This window comes from Bacillus sp. CGMCC 1.16541 (assembly GCF_003184905.1).
Classification (GTDB): Bacteria; Bacillota; Bacilli; order Bacillales; family Bacillaceae_H; genus Priestia.
Genome location: NZ_KZ821211.1, coordinates 16,126 through 36,207 on the forward strand (window position 1 = coordinate 16,126; position 20,082 = coordinate 36,207).

Below are 20,082 nucleotides of genomic sequence, written 5' to 3' on the forward strand. Positions count from 1 at the left end.
AAACAGGGTAACATAGGCTAAGGCAGTAGAAAGAAAAAGGTTGTTTTCTACTCCTTTATCTTAAAATAGCAAGGAGAATGACATTGAAGCAGCGAATTGAATCGATTTACTTTCTGCGACTATTCGCGATGTTAATGGTTGTCTTGGTGCATGTAACCGGTGCTTATGTAGAAGTATTGACATTTAATACCGATGCTTATCAAAAGTATCATTTCATTAACCGAATTATACGAATTGAAGCAGGAATTTTCATCATGATTACAGGTCTAGTGTTTTTTTATAACTACATCCGAAAACCGTTAACTGGCTCTGTGTTAAAAAACTATTATCAAAAACGTGTTACGTACATATTAATTCCATATCTTGTATGGGCGATTATCTATGAATTGTATTCTGCTTATATAGGAGTAACGAATTTAAATTTAAACGACGTAATGAGCAGAATTTTACAAGGGAAGTCGTATTATCAATTGCATTTCATCTTTTTAATTGTACAGTTTTATTTGTTCTTTCCCATTTTTATCTACCTTGCTCAAAAGATAGCTCTTTTTCGTAAATACATGTGGGCGTTCGGGATTCTTTTTGAAGTAGGGTATTACTTATTAAATACAAAGTACCAAATTATCCCTTTTAACTTCTTTTTAGATGCATTCGGAACCTTTCTATTAGGGGGGTGGATTGGCTTGTATTATCAAGAACAAAAAGAGAAGATGTACGCACGGTCAAATATTATTCTGTTCATCTTAACGATTTGTGCGGGTTGGGTGACTGTGACGTTAAATTATTATGCCTATACGATTGACCAAATTCAAATATCAGATTTACTATACAAGCTAGTGAATTTAACGTATTTATTTATAGGTGGATATTTCTTATTTAGAATGACTGAAATTCTAGCACATAGATTGCCTCGTAAGACAGTAGAGGTTGTCAAGAACATAGCTGTGTATTCTTTTGGTTTTTATTTATTGCATCCACTTGTTCTAAATGCGATTGTACAAGTGGTTCCTGCTGAAAATAATTACTGGTTCCATATTCAAATTTTGACTCGATATGTGCTAACTGTTATCTTTTGTTACATTATCATTTGGGCTACACATAAGTTTTTTCTATTTCCAAGTATCATCTTTGGAAAGATGCCGCAAGAAGCGGTGTTTTTATACAAGAAAGAGAAAACGTCTTAAAAAACGTCACCTTACCTACTTATGAAGGAGTGTAGGGTGATGTTTTGTTTGATAAAAAGGGAAAAGAGTTACGAAAAAGGTCTCTTATCGAAGAGTAGGGAAGCTGGTATGATAAATTCGTACTAAAAAAAATTGGGACAGCGACTTCATTCACAAATGCCTATTTTACTACATACTTAATAAAGAAAAGAATCTGTTTCCTAAATGAAGTAGGATGATGATAAAATAGGAGAAGTGAAGATTGTTTGTTAGAAAATCGATATTTAAATAAAATGGAAGTTTAGACTATGTGTTTTAGGAGGCATATCCATGAAAATGAAGCTTGGACTATTATACGGAGGAAAATCCGCTGAACATAAAGTATCTTTGCAAACTGCACTAGCAGTCACAAAAGCATTAGATCATGATAAGTATGATGTACACCCAATCTATATCACAGAAACAGGTGAATGGATTCGAGGTGCGCAATTGTCAGGTCCAGTTGACCACGTATCTCAATTGCAAATTCAAGAAAGTGGTAGAGCTATTTCTCCTGTTGCACTTAGTCAAGAGCTGTTTGCAACGTCTGAATCTAGTTCAGATCGTATTGATGTCATCTTCCCTTTACTACATGGACCAAATGGAGAAGATGGGACAGTTCAGGGATTATTAGAGCTATTGAACCTTCCTTATGTAGGAAATGGTGTGTTAAGTTCGGCTGCAGGTATGGATAAAGTGGTAATGAAGAATTTATTTGCGCAAGCTGGTTTACCACAAGTGAAGTATGTATCATTCATTCGAAGTGAATGGGAGAATGATACACAAGCAGCTTATACAACAACAGAGGATGCATTGGGATACCCATGTTTTGTGAAACCAGCAAACTTAGGGTCAAGTGTTGGGATTAGTAAATGTTCAAATCGTGCAGAGCTTGAAGAAGCGTTTAAAGAAGCATTTATCTTTGACCGTAAAATTATCGTTGAAGAAGCAGTTATTGGTCGAGAAGTAGAAGTCGGAGTATTAGGAAATGATTACCCTTCTTGTTCGGTAATTGGCGAAATTGTTCCTAAAAAAGATTTCTATGATTACAAAGCAAAGTATGAAGATGGAGATACAGCTTTAATTATTCCGGCAGAAATTGATGAACACACAAGTGCAACGATGAAAGAGATGGCCATTGAAGCATTTAAAGCGATTGACGGATCGGGTCTTGTGCGTGCAGACTTCTTTTTAACAAAAGAAAATGAGTTATATATTAATGAAGTAAATACAATGCCAGGATTTACACCGTACAGTATGTTCCCTCTTTTATGGAAACATGCAGGGGTGTCGTATCCAGCGTTAATTGAAAAGCTTGTCGATCTTGCAATTGAACGTCACACAGAAAAACAAAAGATTAAGTACACAATGTAAGTGTTATATTGAGCTTATTTAAACACGTGAATAAGCAAAAGGAGCTGACTCTCAAAGGTCTTCTACTCTTTTCCTATCTTGTATATGTATGTTTTGCATATAGTAGAGAATGATGAGGATAAGAAGTGTGGAATTCCTACATATATGAGTCCGCTCTTTCTGCTTTTAAGAGGAAGGAGACGAATGGTATGATCGTCAAAACGGTAAATGAAATTTCAGCAATGCTTCTTGGTAGTGAATTAAAAAACAACAGTGAAGTAAAGATTGAAGGAGTATCTATTGATACGAGAACAATAAAAGAAAATAATCTTTTCATCCCTATTAAAGGTGAAAATTTTAACGGGCATCAATTCATTAAGAAAGCCATTGAAAATGGAGCGACTGCAACATTATGGAATAAAGATGAACCGAATCCTCCAGAAGATATCCCGGTTATATGTGTAGATGATACTCTAAAAGCACTACAAATGTTAGCGGAAGCCTATCGTCACCAATTAAAGGTGAAGGTTGTAGGGATTACAGGAAGTAATGGGAAAACAACAACAAAAGATATGGTTGAAGCAGTTTTATCGACAACGTACAAAGTGTTAAAAACAGAAGGAAACTTTAACAATCATATCGGGCTACCTCTTACACTCTTACGGATGAAAGAAGACACAGAAATTGCGATTTTGGAAATGGGAATGAGTAGTAGAGGAGAAATTGAGTTTTTATCTCAACTCGCGAAACCAGATGTAGCAGTTATTACAAATATAGGCGAATCTCATCTTCAAGATTTAGGTAGTAGAGATGGGATTGCAGAAGCGAAGTTAGAGATTGTAAGTGGTCTTCATGAGGATGGGAAACTAATTTATACTGGCGATGAACCACTATTAGTTTCAAGGTTGAAAGATAAATCAATCAAAACGGTTACATTTGGACAAAGTGAAACGTTAGATTTATATCCTATCTCCGTTGAACAGCAGGAAAGTGGTACTCGCTTTACTATCAACAAACAGCAAGACCAACTTTTTTACGTACCTGTTTTAGGACAACATAATGTTCATAATGCGTTAGCTGCTATTGCGGTAGGACGATACTTCGATTTGCCGTTTCATAAGATTGCAGAAGGTTTAAAGAATCTACGTCTAACAAGCATGAGAATGGAAGTTCAAAAAACTTCATCTGGCTTAACAATTATTAACGATGCGTATAATGCCAGTCCTACTTCAACGAAAGCGGCCATTCAGTTGTTAAAAGATATGGACGGTTATGAAAAAAGAATTGTTGTTCTGGGTGATATGTTAGAACTAGGAGATCAAGAAAAAGAGTTCCACTTTGAAATTGGGGAATTTATTGATCCGACTTATGTTGATTATGTCTTTGCTTATGGACCGTTAAGTACTTATATCATCGAAGGAGCAAAACAAGCTTTCGCAAGTGAGCGAATTGCACATTTTGATGATAAAGAAATGTTAGCAAAGGAATTGAAAGCGGTCGTTTCTTCACGTGATATCATTGTAGTAAAAGGTTCTCGAGGAATGAAACTTGAAGAGGTTGTTAACTATTTATTAGAACGTTAACAGTAATAAAAAGAAAATAAATCTGCAATAATAGGAACGATAAAGTGATTGAGGAGTTTATCACCCTAACGAACAACTAAATATGATCGAAAATAAATTTTGTTTCTAATTTATACACATCACGTCAAAAAAGAGTGTCATGATAAAAACGTGTACTAGTGAGGTTGGAAGCGTTAAAAAAAGTAAGGTATAGAAAAAAAGCAGCGGCTCGTTGTATAAACAAACAGTGAGATGGGGATGTTCTGACCATTAAGCTGTATTGCAATTCATATTTGGTAGTGTTATGATATAGTCTAAGTGTCTTGAGACTCTTATTCTCTAAACGCCCGTCGACTTTATCGGAAAAATCGTTTAGAGCATTGTCTGCATTTGCGGAGAATGCTTTTTTTTGTAAAATATAGATATAATATAGAAACACAGAAGGAGTTTGGAAAAATTGGCATTATTTCAAGATTTAGGACTTAGTCCACAGCTGAAAAACGCTGTAAGTAAGATGGGATTCGAAGAAGCGACTCCTATCCAAGCACAAACGATTCCATTAGCATTAGAAGGTCATGACTTAATTGGACAAGCGCAAACAGGAACGGGAAAAACAGCAGCATTTGGTATTCCTCTTATTGAAAAGGTTAATACATCAATTGATGCAATCCAAGGATTAGTTATTGCGCCGACTCGTGAATTAGCTGTGCAAGTATCAGAAGAATTATACAAAGTTGGTTCAACAAAGCGCGTTCGTGTTCTTCCAATTTACGGAGGTCAAGACATTGGCCGTCAAATCCGTGCACTAAAAAAACACCCACATATCATTGTAGGTACACCAGGACGTATGTTAGACCATATTAACCGCAAAACACTTCGCCTACAAGATGTCCACACAGTTGTATTAGATGAAGCAGATGAAATGTTAAACATGGGCTTCATTGAAGATATTGAAAAGATTTTATCAAATGTTCCAAAGAACCATCAAACATTACTATTCTCAGCTACAATGCCAGACCCAATCCGTCGCATTGCAGAGAAGTTTATGTCTGAACCTAAACTTGTAAAAGTAAAGGCAAAAGAAGTAACGGTTCCAAACATTCAACAGTACTACCTAGAAGTGCATGAAAAGCGCAAATTTGACGTTTTAACACGTCTTTTAGATATTCAGTCTCCTGAACTTGCGATCATCTTTGGTCGTACGAAACGTCGTGTAGATGAACTTTCAGAAGCATTAAATCTACGTGGATATGCAGCAGAAGGAATCCACGGTGATTTAAGCCAAGCGAAACGTTTATCTGTTTTACGTCAATTTAAAGAAGGATCTATTGACGTACTAGTTGCGACAGACGTAGCTGCTCGTGGACTAGATATCTCAGGTGTAACTCACGTTTATAACTTTGATGTTCCACAAGATCCAGAAAGCTATGTTCACCGTATTGGACGTACTGGACGTGCTGGTAAAACGGGAGTTGCGATGACTTTCATTACACCAAGAGAAACAGGTCAATTACACAATGTTGAAAAAACAACAAAACGTAAAATGGACCGTATGGAAGTTCCAACTCTTGATGAAGCAATGGAAGGTCAACAGCGTCTAGCGGCAGACAAGTTAATTGCAGCGGTTGAAAAAGATAACTTATCGTTCTATAAACAAATGGCTGAAGAGTTACTAGAAGATCACGACTCAGTATCGTTAGTATCGGCAGCACTTCGTTTGTTTACAAAAGAGCCTAACACAACACCTGTTCAATTAACAGCTGAGCCTCCTGTTGTAGCAAAACAACAACGTAACAATAATCGCTCAAGATCAAAAAGCTTCTCTCAACAAGGTAGAAGAGGGAATGCAAAACGTCATGGCGATAAGCGTCGTCAAAACAACAATGGTCGTAAAGAACCACGTAATAATCACAAAGGGTAACCGATAGAAACAAGGCATGCAGTTAATGACTGCATGCCTTGTTTTATTTTTTAGTCTCTCGGAAACACTAAGGGCATTCTCTTTTAAAATGAGGTGGACAGGTTGGATACGTTGGTAAGGTTAGGATATGTAGCGATGAGTGTTCATTTGCAAAACAGTTCTCCGTCTCAAACGATGACATTTGCTCAATTTAGCAAACTGAAAAATCGAGAAGCAGCTATACGAAAACTAGAACGAATTTCAATCTCAAATTTAGAAAATTGTTTAAGGCTGTTAAAACATAATGTATGGAGTGAAGTGGAGTTTTTTCGGTTTAGCTCAAGGTTGATACCACTCGTGAATCACGAAGAGCTTGAAGATTGGGATTACATGAAACCGATTCGTCCCATTTTGAACGAAGTAAAAGAGTTTTTACATAAGCACCCGATGAGGGTTGACTTTCATCCTGATCACTTTGTTCTTCTTAATTCCAAAAATAAAGATGTACTTAAACGTTCAATTAAAACATTAAAGATGCATGCGCTTTTGCTCAAGGGGATGGGAGTCGACTTAAATCACCGTTGTGTTCTTCATGTAGGAGGAGCATATGAGGATAAGGAACAAGCATTGGAGCAATTTATTCATAACTGGGGTTTTGTACCTGAAGGAATTCAAAAAATGATTATCCTTGAAAATGACGATACAACGTTTCACGTGGAACATGCTCTTTATTTATGTGAGAAGTTAAATATTCCTCTTGTTTTTGATTTGCATCATCATCTAGCAAATCATGAAGATAAGCAATGGGAACATTATTGGGAGCGGATTGTTCAAACATGGAAACACTCTCCGCTTCCGATTAAAATGCATATTTCTAGTCCAAGAGATGAAAAAGATTTTAGAGCTCATGCTAACTATATTGACGTAGAGATGTTTAAAGGGTTTTTATCCAAAATTAAAGGAAGCGTTCCTCAAATTGACTGCATGATTGAAGCGAAACAAAAAGATGATGCGTTGTTTCAGTTGATTAAAGATTTAAAGGACACTAGTCATATCGAACTCGTTAGTAAGTCTACGTTTTATATAAAATAAAAAAGTCGTTCGTCACTTCCATTTAGTGAAAGTGGTGAACGACTTCTCTTCATTTACCGTTATCGGTAAGAGAAAAGGCCTAGTATAACAAGTAAACCAAGAACTAGCCAAAAATAAAATTGTTTTGTTCTGCGTTGATTAGAACGAATCGGTGTTTTGAAGAGAACAAATGACAATATAAATCCACTCAGCATTCCACCAACATGTGCCACCATATTAACACGTGTGTTAAACAGCCCCATTAATAATCCAAGAACTAAAAGAACGATTACAATTTGAGTATCACTTGTTGAAAGGATATGCTTTTGGTATAAAATGATAAAGATATACATACCTAGTAGTCCAAAGATTGCACCTGACGAACCAACATGACTGTATGTGGGAGGTTGAACAAAAAATGTAATCATATTGGCGATAATACCGCTACCGATATAAATAAATAAAAACTTTGCTTTACCTAACAGTCGTTCGAGAGCAGGAGCAAATAAAACGAGTGAGAATGTATTGAACAATAAATGAGAAAACCCACTATGAAGAAAGATAGGTGTAATGAGCCTCCAGTATTCTCCTTGTGCAATTAATCCATTGACTCCAATTAATTGTGAAATAAAAAGGTTGCTATAACTAAGAGGTAAAATTAAAATCATCCAAAATAAAAGGTGGATGGCAATAATTGTGGATGTAACAGGGTAAAACCGAATGAATTCACGAAATGTCTCAGTACGGACGAACATGAAGACAACTCCTTTATACAGTTCTTGTGTTTACATTCATCATATGCAATAAACAATTGAGTAGAAGAAAGGGAGTTTTTGATGATCATTGGAACAGGAATTGATTTAACAGAAATTGACCGCATCCAGAAAATAATAGAACGACAGCCAACTTTTGTTCAGCGTATTTTAACCGACACTGAACAACTCTATTATGACCAGTTAACCGGTTATCGAAAAGTTGAATTTCTAGCAGGACGGTTTGCTGCAAAAGAAGCTTATTCAAAAGCGAGAGGAACCGGTATTGGAAAAGAGTTAGGGTTTCATGATGTTGAAATTTTTTATGATGAACATGGTAAGCCAAATATAGAAGGTTCATTACAAGAAAGAGTACATCTATCTATCTCTCATAGCAAGCAATATGCAATTGCTCAAGTAATAATTGAACGCTTGTCAAGCTAGTCTGCATATTCGTAAATCCTCGTTCATATATTCATATTGTGGATAGAAGAGACAAGGTGTGAACAATAGAAGGAAGCACGGTTTTCTCTTCAAGATATGTGAATAGAGGCAAAGGGGTTGAGAGAATGCGGAAAAAGCTTGTAGGTTTCCTCGTTTGTGTAGCTTTTGTATTTACTCTAGCTGCGTGCGGTGAACAAAGTCAGCAAGATGTAATGAACTCACTTGATGAAAAAGTAGAAGAGATGACGGGGTACAAAGCCAATGCCAAAATGACACTAAATACAGGAAAAGACTCTCAGGTGTATGATGTTGAAATTTGGCACAGTAAACCAATGTATTATCGAGTAAACTTAAAGAATGCAACAAAAGAACAAAGTCAGATGATTTTGCGTAATGATGAAGGTGTATTTGTACTGACGCCAGCACTAAATAAGAGCTTCCGCTTCCAAAGTGATTGGCCACAAAATAGTAGTCAAGCGTACTTATATGAATCTCTTGTTCGAGACATTATGGAAGATCAAGAAGCGGAGTTTACTTCTAATGAAAAATCCTATGTATTTAAAACAAAAACGAATTATCAAAACAGCGCAATGTTGCCGAAACAAGCAATTACGCTAAATAAAAAAGATTTAACACCTCAAAACGTCAAAATTATGGATACAGATGAAAATGTACTAATTGAAGTGGAATTTTCAGATGTTCAAATGAATGCGAAGTTTGATGAAGGTGCATTTGATACAAAGCGCAATATGACAGGTGCAAAGATGGAAGTTCCAACAGTTGCACCATCGAATGCCCAACCATTTGAAATTATGTATCCAGAAGAAATCCCGGAAGGTTCAGTCATCTCAGAAGAGAAGAAAGTTAAGACCGAAAACGGTGAGCGTATCGTGATTATGTATGATGGTGAAAAGCCGTTTACAGTTGTACAGGAAAAGTCACGGGTAGCACAAGCATCTACCTCTACAAGTGTGAGTGGTGAACCTGTTGATTTAGGCTTTACGATTGGTGCGCTTACGGATAAAACGTTATCTTGGTCATTTGATGGTGTGGACTTTATGGTCTCATCAAACGATTTAACCGAATCAGAATTTATGATGGTTGCACGTTCGATTCAAAGTCAAATGATAAAATAATGTGAACATCCAACAGGCTCATACATCAAGAGCCTGTTCTTTTTCTTTTCTTTGATGGCTGCTTCCGTGAAATTTATGTAATTGGTTACAAAAAATGTGCATAAAATGATGTCGGCCTCATCATTTTATTTCTAATAAATGCATAAAACGGTATAGTAAATGACGATAATAGTGTAGGAATTAACAGAATTGACTTTGCATTCTTAGTAATCAGTGGTATGATGAAATAAGATGAGACTATTGGTGTGTGTATTGATGTTGGAGGTGTATGTTTGTGTCTGAAGCTAGCGCAACTACAGAGATCCTAGTTAGATTACCGCAAAACTTATTATCTGAATTAGATGTAATCATTAAACAGGAGAATGGTAATCGAAGTGAATTTATTTACCAAGCAACAAAAATGTACCTTCGAGAAAGAAAAAAGCGCCATATTCGCGAATCAATGAGACGTGGATATATGGAGATGGCAAAAATAAACTTAAACATTGCATCTGAAGCTTTCTTAGCTGAGTATGAAGCTGATCATACTGTTGAACGCTTAGTAAGCGGAGGGTAATGATTTGGTAGTCAAACGCGGCGACGTTTATTTTGCTGACCTATCTCCGGTTGTTGGTTCAGAACAAGGAGGCGTTCGCCCTGTACTTGTCATTCAAAATGATATTGGAAATCGGTTCAGCCCAACTGTTATTGTGGCAGCGATTACTGCGCAAATTCAAAAAGCGAAGTTACCTACTCATGTAGAAATTGACTCGCAACGTTATGGATTTGAGCGTGATTCTGTTATTTTGTTAGAACAAATTCGAACAATCGATAAACAGCGGTTAACTGATAAAATTACTCATTTAGATGACGAGATGATGGACAGAGTGGATGAAGCCTTGCAAATAAGTTTAGGACTTATCGACTTTTAGTATGACAATTCCATTTTTCCGAAGTTGCTCCATAAAGAGCAACTTTTTTAATTTGACTAAAAATAACATGTATATATATAGTGAGAGAAGAATGTTATTAGCGTCTTGAATAATAGAAAACCCGATCGGTTCTTTAAAGGAATTATGAGGAGGACGTTATGAACGAACAATTAATTAAATATATTCAAAATCATAAGTTAGATATTTTAAATAACTGGTTAGAGGTTATGAGAACGAGTGAAACAGAGCGAATTCAAAACATCGTCTCTGAAAGTCTATACGTAAATGTAAGTTCAGACTTTGTCGATACAATCTTATCTAGTATATCTAATGATAAGGATTCAGCTCTTTTTGTTGAGAGGTTAGATGATGTCATTGAAAAAGTAGTGAGACTGGGTTGGCCGTTAACGTATTTAACTCAAGGTGTTCGTAATATTGGACAAGTTGTTTTTGAAGGTTTCGTGAGCGAATCTTCTTCCCGTAATGATAAAGTGGAAACAGAGCTACTGTACGAGTTTGATGGTTGGTTAGGCCCTATTTATAACCAAGTAGTTGAAAAGTACGGGAACTCGTGGGAGAACACAATTATGCTTCAGAGAGTAGCGCTTCAAGAATTATCAGCTCCTCTTATTCCAGTGTTCGATAAAATTACAGTTATGCCTTTAGTAGGTACGATTGATACAGATCGTGCAAAGAAAATTATGGAAAATCTACTACAGGGTGTAGTCAAACACAGGTCCGAAGTAGTGTTAATTGATATTACGGGTGTGCCAGTAGTGGATACAATGGTCGCGCATCATATTATTCAAGCTGCTGAAGCGGTTCGACTAGTTGGAGCAAAGTGCTTACTAGTGGGAATCCGACCGGAGATTGCTCAAACGATTGTTAACTTAGGAATTGACCTGAATCAAATTATTACAAAAAATTCTCTTAAAAAAGGAATTGAAAAAGCGTTAGAAATAACCAATCGTAAAATTGTACATGCAGAATCGGAGGAATCACTGTGAGGATACCTATTTTAAAGCTATATGATTATTTATTAGTTTCAATTCAGTGGGAACTAGACGATCAAACAGCTATTCAATTTCAAGAGGATTTATTGAGTAAAATTCATCAAACAGGCGCAAAAGGAGTTGTCATTGATTTAACATCAATTGATATGATTGATTCCTTTATTGCGAAGGTATTAGGTGATGTTGTGAGTATGTCTAATTTGATGGGGGCAAAAGTGGTTTTAACAGGTATACAACCTGCTGTTGCCATTACATTGGTTGAATTAGGTATTGGGTTAAACGATGTTCTAACTGCACTGGACTTGGAAAAAGGGCTAGAAAAACTCCAATCGGAATTGGGGGAGTAGCAAATGGAATTCCAATCCTGTGTCAAGATTGTAACAGAATGGGACATCGTTGCTGCTAGACAGCTAGGTAGAAATGTCTCAAAAGAGTTGGGGTTTGGAACAGTGGACCAAGCTCGTATTACAACGGCTATTTCAGAGCTAGCAAGAAATATTTATTTATATGCTGGCAAGGGTGAAATATGCATTGAAAAGCTACATCGTTTAGGAAAAAAAGGACTTATTGTGATCGCTTCTGATAAAGGGCCAGGAATTTCAGATATTCGTAAAGTTATGGAAGATGGCTACTCTACATCAGGAGGTTTAGGTGCCGGTCTTCCCGGAGTTAAGCGTCTCATGGATGAGTTTGATATTGAATCTTCCGTAGGAGAGGGTACAGAAATTAAGGCGATTAAATGGCTCCGCTAGGAGGAAATAGACTATGGATTTTCATAGAGAGATGAAAGATTTATACAAGGACATTTTGGCGAATTACATTCAAACCCAAAATGAACAGATTTTATATCAAGGTCAAAAACTTAGTCGAAAATCTCTTGAAAATGAAATATCTCCAGAGGATATTGTGAGTATTCATAAAGAAGTCATTGAGGAGATTTATCCAACTATTCCAGATAAAGTACTACATTCAATGGACTTTCTACTTGAAGTGATGATTAGCTACGGATTAGCATATCGAGAACATCAAAATTTAAAAAATAGACAACGTCAATTGAAATCAGAAATTGAAGTCGCAGCTAACGTACAGCAGAATCTGTTGAGTACGTATATTCCTGATATTCCTTCTTTAGATATTGGGGCAATTAGTGTTCCTGCTAATCAAATGAATGGAGATTATCATCATTTTGTAAAAGATGAAAATGGAATGATTAGTATAGCTGTTGCTGATGTGATCGGTAAAGGTATTCCCGCTGCTATGTGCATGTCTATGATTAAGTATGCAATGGATAGTTTACCAGAGTCTCGGAAGAATCCAAGTTATGTATTAGAAAACTTAAACACAATTGTTGAGCAAAACGTCGACCCGAGTATGTTTATTACCATGTTTTATGGAAGTTATGACCCAATTGAGAACTCATTTATTTATGCATCAGCTGGCCACGAACCAGGCTTTTATTATCATGCAGAACAAGATGAGTTTGACGACTTGGAAGCCAAAGGTTTAGTACTTGGAGTAGATCGTCATATTAAGTATACCCAATATGAAACGCAATTAAAAAAAGGTGACATGATTATTCTTTTAACTGATGGAGTAACCGAATGTCGAAGAGAAGATGAGTTTATTGAAAGATTGGACATCATAAATTTAATTAGGTCATATATGCACTTATCTGCTCAAGAAATGGTGGATTCCGTTTATAAAGAATTAGAAAAACTCCAAGGTTTCCAGTTAAGAGATGATTTTACATTGATTATTTTAAAGAGATTAGTTTAAATATCTGTTGTAAGGGTATGTAATGAATAGTAGAACATTATAGGGGGATCTAGATCAATGAATTTGACGATTGATGTAAAAGAGAGTGGCCAAGAGTATCAAATTACATTGGCTGGTGAAATAGATGCATATACGGCTCCAAACTTAAAAGAGAAGTTTATTGAAATAGCAGAAAAGAAAAATGTCTATATTACTGTTGATTTGACAAACGTTTCTTATATGGATAGTACGGGTCTTGGCGTGTTCATTGCGTTATTAAAAGCAATGAAGAAAAATGAAGGGACATTGAAATTTGTTGGTGTATCTGAACGCTTAAAACGTCTATTTGATATTACAGGATTAACTGATATTTTAAATGTAAATTCTCAAGTAGAGGGTGGCGTAAAATGAAACAACCTTATGACTTCGTTGAAATGAAAATTCCAGCTAAACCAGACTATGTTGCGATTGTAAGACTTACGTTATCTGGTGTTGCCAACCGAATGGGCTTTTCTTATGATGAAATCGAAGATATAAAGATTGCTATTAGTGAAGCTTGTACAAATGCTGTTCAACATGCTTACACATCAGAGGCTAAAGGTGAAGTGACAGTAGGTTTTGGGTTGTTTGATGATCGTCTAGAGATTATGGTTGTAGATAAAGGTGAAAGCTTTGATTTAGAAGCATTAAAGAAAGAAATCGGTCCATATGAATCATCTAAAGAGGTAGAGTTCTTACCTGAAGGTGGACTTGGCCTTTATTTAATCAGTACTTTAATGGATGATGTGAAAATGGTTAACTCACAAGGTGTAACAGTTATGATGACAAAGTATTTGCAAAGAGAGCAGGTGGAGAGTGATGAAAACCCAGTCTCAACCTATGAAGTTAACTAAAGAAGATGTAGAGCAACTCATAGAGCGTTGTCAGCAATCACAAGATGAGGATGCTCAAAGTCAGCTAGTTTTACACTACAAAAATCTTGTAGAATCAATTGCTCGCCGTTACTCAAAGGGACGAGATCTTCATGAAGATATTGCTCAAGTTGGAATGTTAGGTTTATTAGGAGCTATTAAAAGGTATGATTCATCTTTTGGCAGAACATTTGAATCATTTGCTGTTCCAACGATCATTGGAGAGATCAAACGTTTCCTGCGTGATAAAACATGGAGTGTGCATGTGCCTCGCCGCATAAAAGAGTTAGGGCCCAAGATAAAGGCTGCTGTAGAAGAGTTAACAACAAATTTACAGCGCTCACCTCAAGTGAGAGAGATTGCTGAGTATCTGGAAGTGACAGAAGAAGAAGTATTAGAAACAATGGAGATGGGGCAGAGTTATCAAGCTCTTTCAGTTGACCATTCAATCGAAGCAGATTCAGATGGCGGAACAGTGACGATCTTAGATTTAGTTGGAGAAAAAGAGCAGGGTTACGAAAAGACTGATCAAAGGCTAGTGCTAGAAAAAATCCTTCATGTATTAAATGAACGAGAAAAAGAGATTATTCGCTGCACGTTTATTGAAAACTTAAGCCAAAAAGATACAGGTGAAAAGCTAGGTATTTCTCAAATGCATGTATCTAGGCTGCAAAGAAGAGCGCTAGAAAAATTGAGAAATGCTGCAAGGGCAGACACGGATCATATGGAGTGTAAAATTTGACTTCTGAACAGCAGTGTAACAGTGTGAAATTAGAAGTTTATCAAGCGGCAAAAAAAGGAAACCATTATTGTGGAGACAGTTACTATGTAAAAGAAACAGAGGACTATTTTTTATGTGTAATGGCCGATGGGTTAGGTAGTGGTGAATATGCTATGAAAGCATCATCTGCGATTACAAATGTCGTCTCGCTATATCCTCATGCAGATGTAGAAGAACTGATGAGACGGTGCAATGATGCAACAAAGAACACTCGTGGTGCTGCTGTTGCAGTATTGAAATTTTATAAAAAGACGTTTCAGTTTGTTTATAGTAACATAGGGAACATTCGTTTTTATCTTTATTCTCCGGATGGTAAGTTAACATATCCTTTACCTATAAAAGGATTTCTATCTGGGAAAATACAAAGGTTTCGTACACAAGTGTTTTCATTTGAACCTGGTTCGCGCTTTTTAATTCACACAGATGGCTTAAATTTAAGAGAAATTAAATCAGTTTTTTCAAAGACGAGTAAAATCCAACAAATGTCTACAGAGTTGCAAAGTAAAATCATTTCCAATGATGATGATATTACGTACGTTATTGGTCATATAACAGTATAAGTTATCTTCCTAACTCACATGTGCTATCGCATGTGAGTTTTGTTACAATTAGGAGAAAGCTTTCATACTAGTGAGGAGGAGTTTGCTTGACAATCGTTAAAGAGAAAGAGGATTTTTTTATTAAATCTGTTTCCTCAGAAACAAACATTTCATATAAGCAGGTTCAAAGTGTTATTTCTTTAATAGAAGAAGGTAATACTGTGCCATTTATCGCAAGGTACCGAAAAGAAAAAACAGGTGCATTAGATGAAGTGCAAATTAGGCAAATTCTAGACTCTTGGACATACCTTGTAAATTTACATACACGAAAAGAAGAAGTTATTCGTTTAATTGATGAGCAAGGGAAGTTAACGGATTCACTTGCTTCACAAATTAAGAAAGCGACCAAGCTTCAAGAAGTTGAAGACTTATATCGACCGTATAAACAAAAGCGTCGAACAAGGGCCACTATTGCTAAAGAAAAAGGGTTAGAGCCATTTGCCGAGTGGATGATGACATTTCCTAGCCAGTCCATACATACAAAAGCACGAGAATACGTCTCAACTGAAAATGATGTTTCAACCACAGAAGATGCAATAAACGGAGCTATGGATATTATTGCTGAGCAAATCTCCGATAATCCAACGTATCGTAAGTGGATTAGAAGTAAGACATTTCAGCAGGGTCTCATTCAATCGGCATTAAAAGATGAACAGAAGGACGAAAAAAAAGTATATGAAATGTACTACGAGTACAAGGAATCAGCTTCTAAAATTGTGCCTCATCGTATACTAGCGATGAATCGCGGAGAAAAAGATGGTGTATTAAAAGTAACCATTCAATCATCTGTGGAACAAATAACAGATTATCTGTACAAACAAGTTATCTCGAACCATAAATCAGATGTCACAGAATATGTGAAAATGTCGATTGAAGATGCTTATAAGCGTTTAATTGAACCTTCAATTGAACGTGAAGTTCGAAAAGAATTAACAGAAAAGGCAGAAGAGAGAGCCATTCATATCTTCTCTGAAAACTTACGCAAACTTCTGTTGCAACCGCCGTTAAAAGGTAAGGTTGTGTTAGGTGTAGATCCAGCATACCGTACAGGTTGTAAACTAGTTGTTGTAGATGAAACGGGTAAGGTATTAAAAATCGATGTGATTTACCCACATGCACCCGCAAACAAACGTAATGAAGCCGAGCAAAAGTTAATGAGTATGCTTCGTGAATTTAAAGTTGAGATGGTGGCCATAGGGAACGGGACAGCTTCTCGTGAAACAGAGCAGCTCATTGCTGACTTGCTTCGCAAAGTAGATCAAAACATTTACTATTTAATTGTTAACGAAGCGGGGGCTAGCGTCTATTCTGCATCAGAGCTTGCACGAGAGGAGTTTCCACATTTACAAGTTGAAGAAAGAAGTGCGGTATCTATTGCAAGACGACTTCAAGATCCGCTAGCTGAGTTAGTTAAAATTGATCCAAAATCAGTAGGCGTTGGTCAGTATCAACATGATGTATCTCAAAAGCAACTAAATGACTCTCTTTCGTTTGTTGTAGAAACCGTTGTAAACCAAGTGGGTGTAAATGTTAACACTGCCTCCGCTTCATTATTGCAATATGTAGCCGGATTAAACAAAACGGTTGCTCAAAATATGGTGAAGTACCGCGAGGAAAATGGGAAAATTGTGGACCGAAAGCAATTAAAGAAAATCCCTAGGTTAGGTGCTAAGACGTATGAACAGTGTATCGGCTTTTTACGGATTGTTGATGGAAAAGAGCCGCTCGATCAAACGAGTATTCATCCTGAAAATTATAAAAACGTTGAAAAACTACTTACTCAGCTTGGTTTTTCAACTAAAGACCTCGGTTCAAGCGAATTAAAAGAAAAGCTTAGTCATTTGAACTTGCTAGAGTTATCAGAGGAACTAGGTATTGGTGAGTTAACACTTAGAGATATCATCGATGCCCTTGTACGCCCTGGACGTGATCCTCGTGATGAGCTGCCAAAGCCGTTGTTACGAACAGATGTTTTACAGTTAGAGGATTTGTCAACTGGCATGCAATTAGAAGGTACGGTTAGAAACGTTGTAGATTTTGGTGCATTTGTTGATATAGGTGTGAAGCAAGATGGGCTTGTTCATATTTCGAAGCTAAGTAAAAAGTACGTTAGCCATCCACTAGATATTGTATCGGTGGGTGATCTTGTTACAGTATGGATTGAAGATGTTAACATGACCAAAGGAAGAGTATCGTTAACTATGCTTTCTCCATCTACATGAAAATAAAAAGTACTGCTCTTTTAGGAGCAGTGCTTTTTTCGATAAAAAAACCAACATTGATTGAGTAGTTTAATTTGAGACCGATCCTTTTTATAATAAGCTCTTTGCATTTGTCTTTGTAGCCAAGTAGGCATGAGAGCACCACCTCTTCTGAGAAATCTTAGTTGAATGATATAGAGAGAGTTATCGTAAGTAAAAAACACGTCATTGATAAACATTGTAGTATAGAATATATGCAAGAGCCTTGTACGTGGTGCACCTGTGTGGCTAGGTTACCATTATAAAAAGATAAAGGAGTGCCAAGATGGACAATCAACAACTTCAAGTGTTAGTGGAAAAAATATCGCTTACTTCTTTCAAGAAAGTCTTTGCTCATACAGCGTCGTTTAATCCGCGCTTACGAACAACAGGAGGAAGGTACTTACTACATACTCACAACATTGAAATTAATCCTAAGTATTATAATGAGCATGGGATTGAAGAGGTAAAGAGGATCATTAAGCATGAGCTTTGTCATTATCACCTTCACCTAGAGGGGAAAGGTTATAAGCATAGGGATAAAGATTTCAAAGACTTAATGAGTGCAGTAGGGGCACCAAGATTTTGTCAGCCTCTTTTATCAAGTAAAAAATATTCAAATGGAAAGCGATACATGTATCAATGCCTGCGGTGTGGTCAAAGATATGATAGACATCGAAAAGTAGATACGGCTAAGTATGTTTGTGGAAGGTGTAAAGGTAAGTTAAAAAAAGTATCTGAATGATGTTGACTCTGCTATTTTGAATATGATATATTAATTAAGCCGTCGCAAGAGTGACGATTTGTTAAAAAAGGGTGTTGACAACCTTTTTTAAAAATAGTATCATAATAAAAGTCTTATATGAAACATTCCACAGTAGCTCAGTGGTAGAGCAATCGGCTGTTAACCGATCGGTCGTAGGTTCGAGTCCTACCTGTGGAGCCATTATATGGGGAAGTACTCAAGTGGCTGAAGAGGCGCCCCTGCTAAGGGTGTAGGTCGCGTAAGCGGCGCGAGGGTTCAAATCCCTCCTTCTCCGCCATCATATTATGATGGCCCGTTGGTCAAGCGGTTAAGACACCGCCCTTTCACGGCGGTAACACGGGTTCGAATCCCGTACGGGTCATACCTTTTATTCATGTTGATGACATGGATAATTTTTTTCTAAAAAATGTGGAGGATTAGCTCAGCTGGGAGAGCACCTGCCTTACAAGCAGGGGGTCGGCGGTTCGATCCCGTCATCCTCCACCATATAAAGCTGGTCCCGTGGTGTAGCGGTTAACATGCCTGCCTGTCACGCAGGAGATCGCGGGTTCGATTCCCGTCGGGACCGCCATTTACGACAGCTTTAAATTAGACAAAATTGGGCTATAGCCAAGCGGTAAGGCAACGGACTTTGACTCCGTCATGCGTTGGTTCGAATCCAGCTAGCCCAGCCATATTTAGAGCCATTAGCTCAGTTGGTAGAGCATCTGACTTTTAATCAGAGGGTCGAAGGTTCGAGTCCTTCATGGCTCACCATTTAATCAATTCGCGGGTGTGGCGGAATTGGCAGACGCGCTANGATCCCGTCATCCTCCACCATATAAAGCTGGTCCCGTGGTGTAGCGGTTAACATGCCTGCCTGTCACGCAGGAGATCGCGGGTTCGATTCCCGTCGGGACCGCCATTTACGACAGCTTTAAATTAGACAAAATTGGGCTATAGCCAAGCGGTAAGGCAACGGACTTTGACTCCGTCATGCGTTGGTTCGAATCCAGCTAGCCCAGCCATATTTAGAGCCATTAGCTCAGTTGGTAGAGCATCTGACTTTTAATCAGAGGGTCGAAGGTTCGAGTCCTTCATGGCTCACCATTTAATCAATTCGCGGGTGTGGCGGAATTGGCAGACGCGCTAGACTTAGGATCTAGTGTCTTATGACGTGGGGGTTCAAGTCCCTTCACCCGCATTTTATTTTCTCTAAGCGGTCGTGGCGGAATGGCAGACGCGCTAGGTTGAGGGCCTAGTGGGGGTTAACCCCGTGGAGGTTCAAGTCCTCTCGGCCGCATCGTAAAAAAATAAAAAAGTGTTGACTCAACAAAAGAGAATGTGGTAAGATAATAAAGTCGCTGTTGAGGTGACAACATCATAATAAGCGCCCGTAGCTCAATTGGATAGAGCGTTTGACTACGGATCAAAAGGTTAGGGGTTCGAGTCCTCTCGGGCGCGCCATACATACGGGGAGTAGCTCAGCTTGGTAGAGCACATGGTTTGGGACCATGGGGTCGCAGGTTCGAATCCTGTCTTCCCGACCAGTTATTTTAATTTCATATGCGGGTGTAGTTTAATGGTAAAACCTCAGCCTTCCAAGCTGATGTCGTGGGTTCGATTCCCATCACCCGCTCCACTTTAATATTGAACTTTGAAAACTGAACAAAGCGACAAACGTCAACGTTAATTAAGTTTTAAACT

21 protein-coding genes and 15 tRNA genes are annotated in these 20,082 nt (G+C 37.5%); 34 read left to right on the forward strand and 2 right to left on the reverse strand.

Annotation, left to right across the window (positions count from 1 at the left end; translation table 11 throughout):
• The first annotated feature begins 83 nt into the window (after positions 1 to 83).
• From DIS06_RS04200 to uvsE, 5 genes are all read left to right on the forward strand, one after another.
• Positions 84 to 1,184, forward strand: coding sequence for an acyltransferase (locus DIS06_RS04200; protein ID WP_239421867.1), 1,101 nt, complete (start codon positions 84 to 86; stop codon positions 1,182 to 1,184).
• 309 nt (positions 1,185 to 1,493) lie between these two features.
• Positions 1,494 to 2,576 carry a D-alanine--D-alanine ligase gene (locus tag DIS06_RS04205; RefSeq protein ID WP_110112013.1) on the forward strand — a complete coding sequence of 361 codons (1,083 nt, stop codon included), beginning with the start codon at positions 1,494 to 1,496 and terminating at the stop codon, positions 2,574 to 2,576.
• Positions 2,577 to 2,764: 188 nt separating this feature from the next.
• Complete coding sequence (locus tag DIS06_RS04210) at positions 2,765 to 4,138, forward strand: UDP-N-acetylmuramoyl-tripeptide--D-alanyl-D-alanine ligase (RefSeq protein WP_110112014.1); 1,374 nt, start codon at positions 2,765 to 2,767, stop codon at positions 4,136 to 4,138.
• Positions 4,139 to 4,631: 493 nt separating this feature from the next.
• Positions 4,632 to 6,038, forward strand: a complete 1,407-nt coding sequence (cshA, locus tag DIS06_RS04215) for a degradosome RNA helicase CshA (RefSeq protein ID WP_481746840.1) — start codon at positions 4,632 to 4,634, stop codon at positions 6,036 to 6,038.
• Between the two features lie 102 nt (positions 6,039 to 6,140).
• Positions 6,141 to 7,109, forward strand: coding sequence for a UV DNA damage repair endonuclease UvsE (gene uvsE / locus DIS06_RS04220; RefSeq protein WP_110112016.1), 969 nt, complete (start codon positions 6,141 to 6,143; stop codon positions 7,107 to 7,109).
• Between the two features lie 59 nt (positions 7,110 to 7,168).
• On the opposite strand, the gene DIS06_RS04225 is transcribed toward uvsE, so the two are convergent.
• Positions 7,169 to 7,843, reverse strand: a complete 675-nt coding sequence (locus DIS06_RS04225; RefSeq protein ID WP_110112017.1) for a rhomboid family intramembrane serine protease — start codon at positions 7,841 to 7,843, stop codon at positions 7,169 to 7,171.
• Positions 7,844 to 7,924: 81 nt separating this feature from the next.
• Here DIS06_RS04225 and acpS point away from each other — a divergent pair, with 81 nt between their 5' ends.
• The 13 genes from acpS (at position 7,925) to DIS06_RS04290 (ending at position 17,612) form a co-directional block, all read left to right on the forward strand.
• Positions 7,925 to 8,284 carry a holo-ACP synthase gene (gene acpS / locus DIS06_RS04230; protein WP_110112018.1) on the forward strand — a complete coding sequence of 120 codons (360 nt, stop codon included), beginning with the start codon at positions 7,925 to 7,927 and terminating at the stop codon, positions 8,282 to 8,284.
• A 125-nt stretch (positions 8,285 to 8,409) separates the two neighbouring features.
• Positions 8,410 to 9,420, forward strand: coding sequence for a LolA family protein (locus tag DIS06_RS04235; protein WP_110112019.1), 1,011 nt, complete (start codon positions 8,410 to 8,412; stop codon positions 9,418 to 9,420).
• Between the two features lie 274 nt (positions 9,421 to 9,694).
• Positions 9,695 to 9,976 carry a CopG family ribbon-helix-helix protein gene (locus tag DIS06_RS04240; RefSeq protein ID WP_110112020.1) on the forward strand — a complete coding sequence of 94 codons (282 nt, stop codon included), beginning with the start codon at positions 9,695 to 9,697 and terminating at the stop codon, positions 9,974 to 9,976.
• A gap of 4 nt (positions 9,977 to 9,980) precedes the next feature.
• On the forward strand, positions 9,981 to 10,331 hold the full coding sequence (gene ndoA / locus DIS06_RS04245; protein WP_110112021.1) for a type II toxin-antitoxin system endoribonuclease NdoA: 351 nt from the start codon (positions 9,981 to 9,983) through the stop codon (positions 10,329 to 10,331).
• A gap of 158 nt (positions 10,332 to 10,489) precedes the next feature.
• Positions 10,490 to 11,338 carry an STAS domain-containing protein gene (locus DIS06_RS04250; RefSeq protein ID WP_110112022.1) on the forward strand — a complete coding sequence of 283 codons (849 nt, stop codon included), beginning with the start codon at positions 10,490 to 10,492 and terminating at the stop codon, positions 11,336 to 11,338.
• Positions 11,335 to 11,691, forward strand: a complete 357-nt coding sequence (locus DIS06_RS04255; protein WP_110112023.1) for an STAS domain-containing protein — start codon at positions 11,335 to 11,337, stop codon at positions 11,689 to 11,691. The genes DIS06_RS04250 and DIS06_RS04255 overlap by 4 nt, the downstream gene beginning before the upstream one ends.
• Before the next feature lie 3 nt (positions 11,692 to 11,694).
• Positions 11,695 to 12,096, forward strand: coding sequence for an anti-sigma regulatory factor (locus DIS06_RS04260; protein WP_110112024.1), 402 nt, complete (start codon positions 11,695 to 11,697; stop codon positions 12,094 to 12,096).
• Between the two features lie 13 nt (positions 12,097 to 12,109).
• Positions 12,110 to 13,120 (forward strand): PP2C family protein-serine/threonine phosphatase, encoded by a 1,011-nt coding sequence (locus DIS06_RS04265; protein WP_110112025.1) that lies wholly within the window; start codon positions 12,110 to 12,112, stop codon positions 13,118 to 13,120.
• A gap of 57 nt (positions 13,121 to 13,177) precedes the next feature.
• Complete coding sequence (locus tag DIS06_RS04270; RefSeq protein WP_110112026.1) at positions 13,178 to 13,510, forward strand: anti-sigma factor antagonist; 333 nt, start codon at positions 13,178 to 13,180, stop codon at positions 13,508 to 13,510.
• A complete protein-coding gene (rsbW, locus tag DIS06_RS04275; RefSeq protein ID WP_110112027.1) occupies positions 13,507 to 13,992 on the forward strand; it encodes an anti-sigma B factor RsbW in 486 nt (161 codons plus the stop codon). Before DIS06_RS04270 ends, rsbW begins: the two co-directional genes overlap by 4 nt.
• Entirely contained in the window at positions 13,958 to 14,752 is a 795-nt protein-coding gene (sigB, locus tag DIS06_RS04280) for an RNA polymerase sigma factor SigB (RefSeq protein WP_110112028.1), read from the forward strand. The genes rsbW and sigB overlap by 35 nt, the downstream gene beginning before the upstream one ends.
• A complete protein-coding gene (locus tag DIS06_RS04285; protein ID WP_110112029.1) occupies positions 14,749 to 15,351 on the forward strand; it encodes a PP2C family serine/threonine-protein phosphatase in 603 nt (200 codons plus the stop codon). Before sigB ends, DIS06_RS04285 begins: the two co-directional genes overlap by 4 nt.
• Before the next feature lie 86 nt (positions 15,352 to 15,437).
• On the forward strand, positions 15,438 to 17,612 hold the full coding sequence (locus DIS06_RS04290) for a Tex family protein (RefSeq protein ID WP_110112030.1): 2,175 nt from the start codon (positions 15,438 to 15,440) through the stop codon (positions 17,610 to 17,612).
• A gap of 20 nt (positions 17,613 to 17,632) precedes the next feature.
• Here DIS06_RS04290 and cmpA read toward each other — a convergent pair whose 3' ends face one another.
• A complete protein-coding gene (cmpA, locus tag DIS06_RS04295) occupies positions 17,633 to 17,746 on the reverse strand; it encodes a cortex morphogenetic protein CmpA (protein WP_110112031.1) in 114 nt (37 codons plus the stop codon).
• A 170-nt stretch (positions 17,747 to 17,916) separates the two neighbouring features.
• On the opposite strand from cmpA, the gene DIS06_RS04300 reads away from it, so the two are divergent.
• The 16 genes from DIS06_RS04300 (at position 17,917) to DIS06_RS04375 (ending at position 20,017) form a co-directional block, all read left to right on the forward strand.
• Positions 17,917 to 18,375, forward strand: coding sequence for a SprT family protein (locus DIS06_RS04300; protein ID WP_110112032.1), 459 nt, complete (start codon positions 17,917 to 17,919; stop codon positions 18,373 to 18,375).
• A 126-nt stretch (positions 18,376 to 18,501) separates the two neighbouring features.
• A tRNA-Asn gene (locus tag DIS06_RS04305) sits at positions 18,502 to 18,576 on the forward strand.
• Between the two features lie 6 nt (positions 18,577 to 18,582).
• Positions 18,583 to 18,673 (forward strand) — tRNA-Ser (locus DIS06_RS04310).
• Positions 18,674 to 18,685: 12 nt separating this feature from the next.
• A tRNA-Glu gene (locus DIS06_RS04315) sits at positions 18,686 to 18,757 on the forward strand.
• Between the two features lie 49 nt (positions 18,758 to 18,806).
• A tRNA-Val gene (locus tag DIS06_RS04320) sits at positions 18,807 to 18,882 on the forward strand.
• Between the two features lie 9 nt (positions 18,883 to 18,891).
• Positions 18,892 to 18,967: transfer RNA gene (locus tag DIS06_RS04325), tRNA-Asp, on the forward strand.
• Positions 18,968 to 18,995: 28 nt separating this feature from the next.
• Positions 18,996 to 19,070 (forward strand) — tRNA-Gln (locus tag DIS06_RS04330).
• Between the two features lie 6 nt (positions 19,071 to 19,076).
• A tRNA-Lys gene (locus DIS06_RS04335) sits at positions 19,077 to 19,152 on the forward strand.
• A 72-nt stretch (positions 19,153 to 19,224) separates the two neighbouring features.
• Positions 19,225 to 19,300: transfer RNA gene (locus tag DIS06_RS04340), tRNA-Asp, on the forward strand.
• Positions 19,301 to 19,328: 28 nt separating this feature from the next.
• Positions 19,329 to 19,403: transfer RNA gene (locus tag DIS06_RS04345), tRNA-Gln, on the forward strand.
• Positions 19,404 to 19,409: 6 nt separating this feature from the next.
• Positions 19,410 to 19,485 (forward strand) — tRNA-Lys (locus DIS06_RS04350).
• 12 nt (positions 19,486 to 19,497) lie between these two features.
• A tRNA-Leu gene (locus DIS06_RS04355) sits at positions 19,498 to 19,579 on the forward strand.
• Positions 19,580 to 19,594: 15 nt separating this feature from the next.
• Positions 19,595 to 19,678: transfer RNA gene (locus tag DIS06_RS04360), tRNA-Leu, on the forward strand.
• An 87-nt stretch (positions 19,679 to 19,765) separates the two neighbouring features.
• Positions 19,766 to 19,842: transfer RNA gene (locus DIS06_RS04365), tRNA-Arg, on the forward strand.
• A gap of 6 nt (positions 19,843 to 19,848) precedes the next feature.
• Positions 19,849 to 19,925 (forward strand) — tRNA-Pro (locus DIS06_RS04370).
• A gap of 18 nt (positions 19,926 to 19,943) precedes the next feature.
• Positions 19,944 to 20,017: transfer RNA gene (locus tag DIS06_RS04375), tRNA-Gly, on the forward strand.
• Positions 20,018 to 20,082 lie beyond the last annotated feature (65 nt).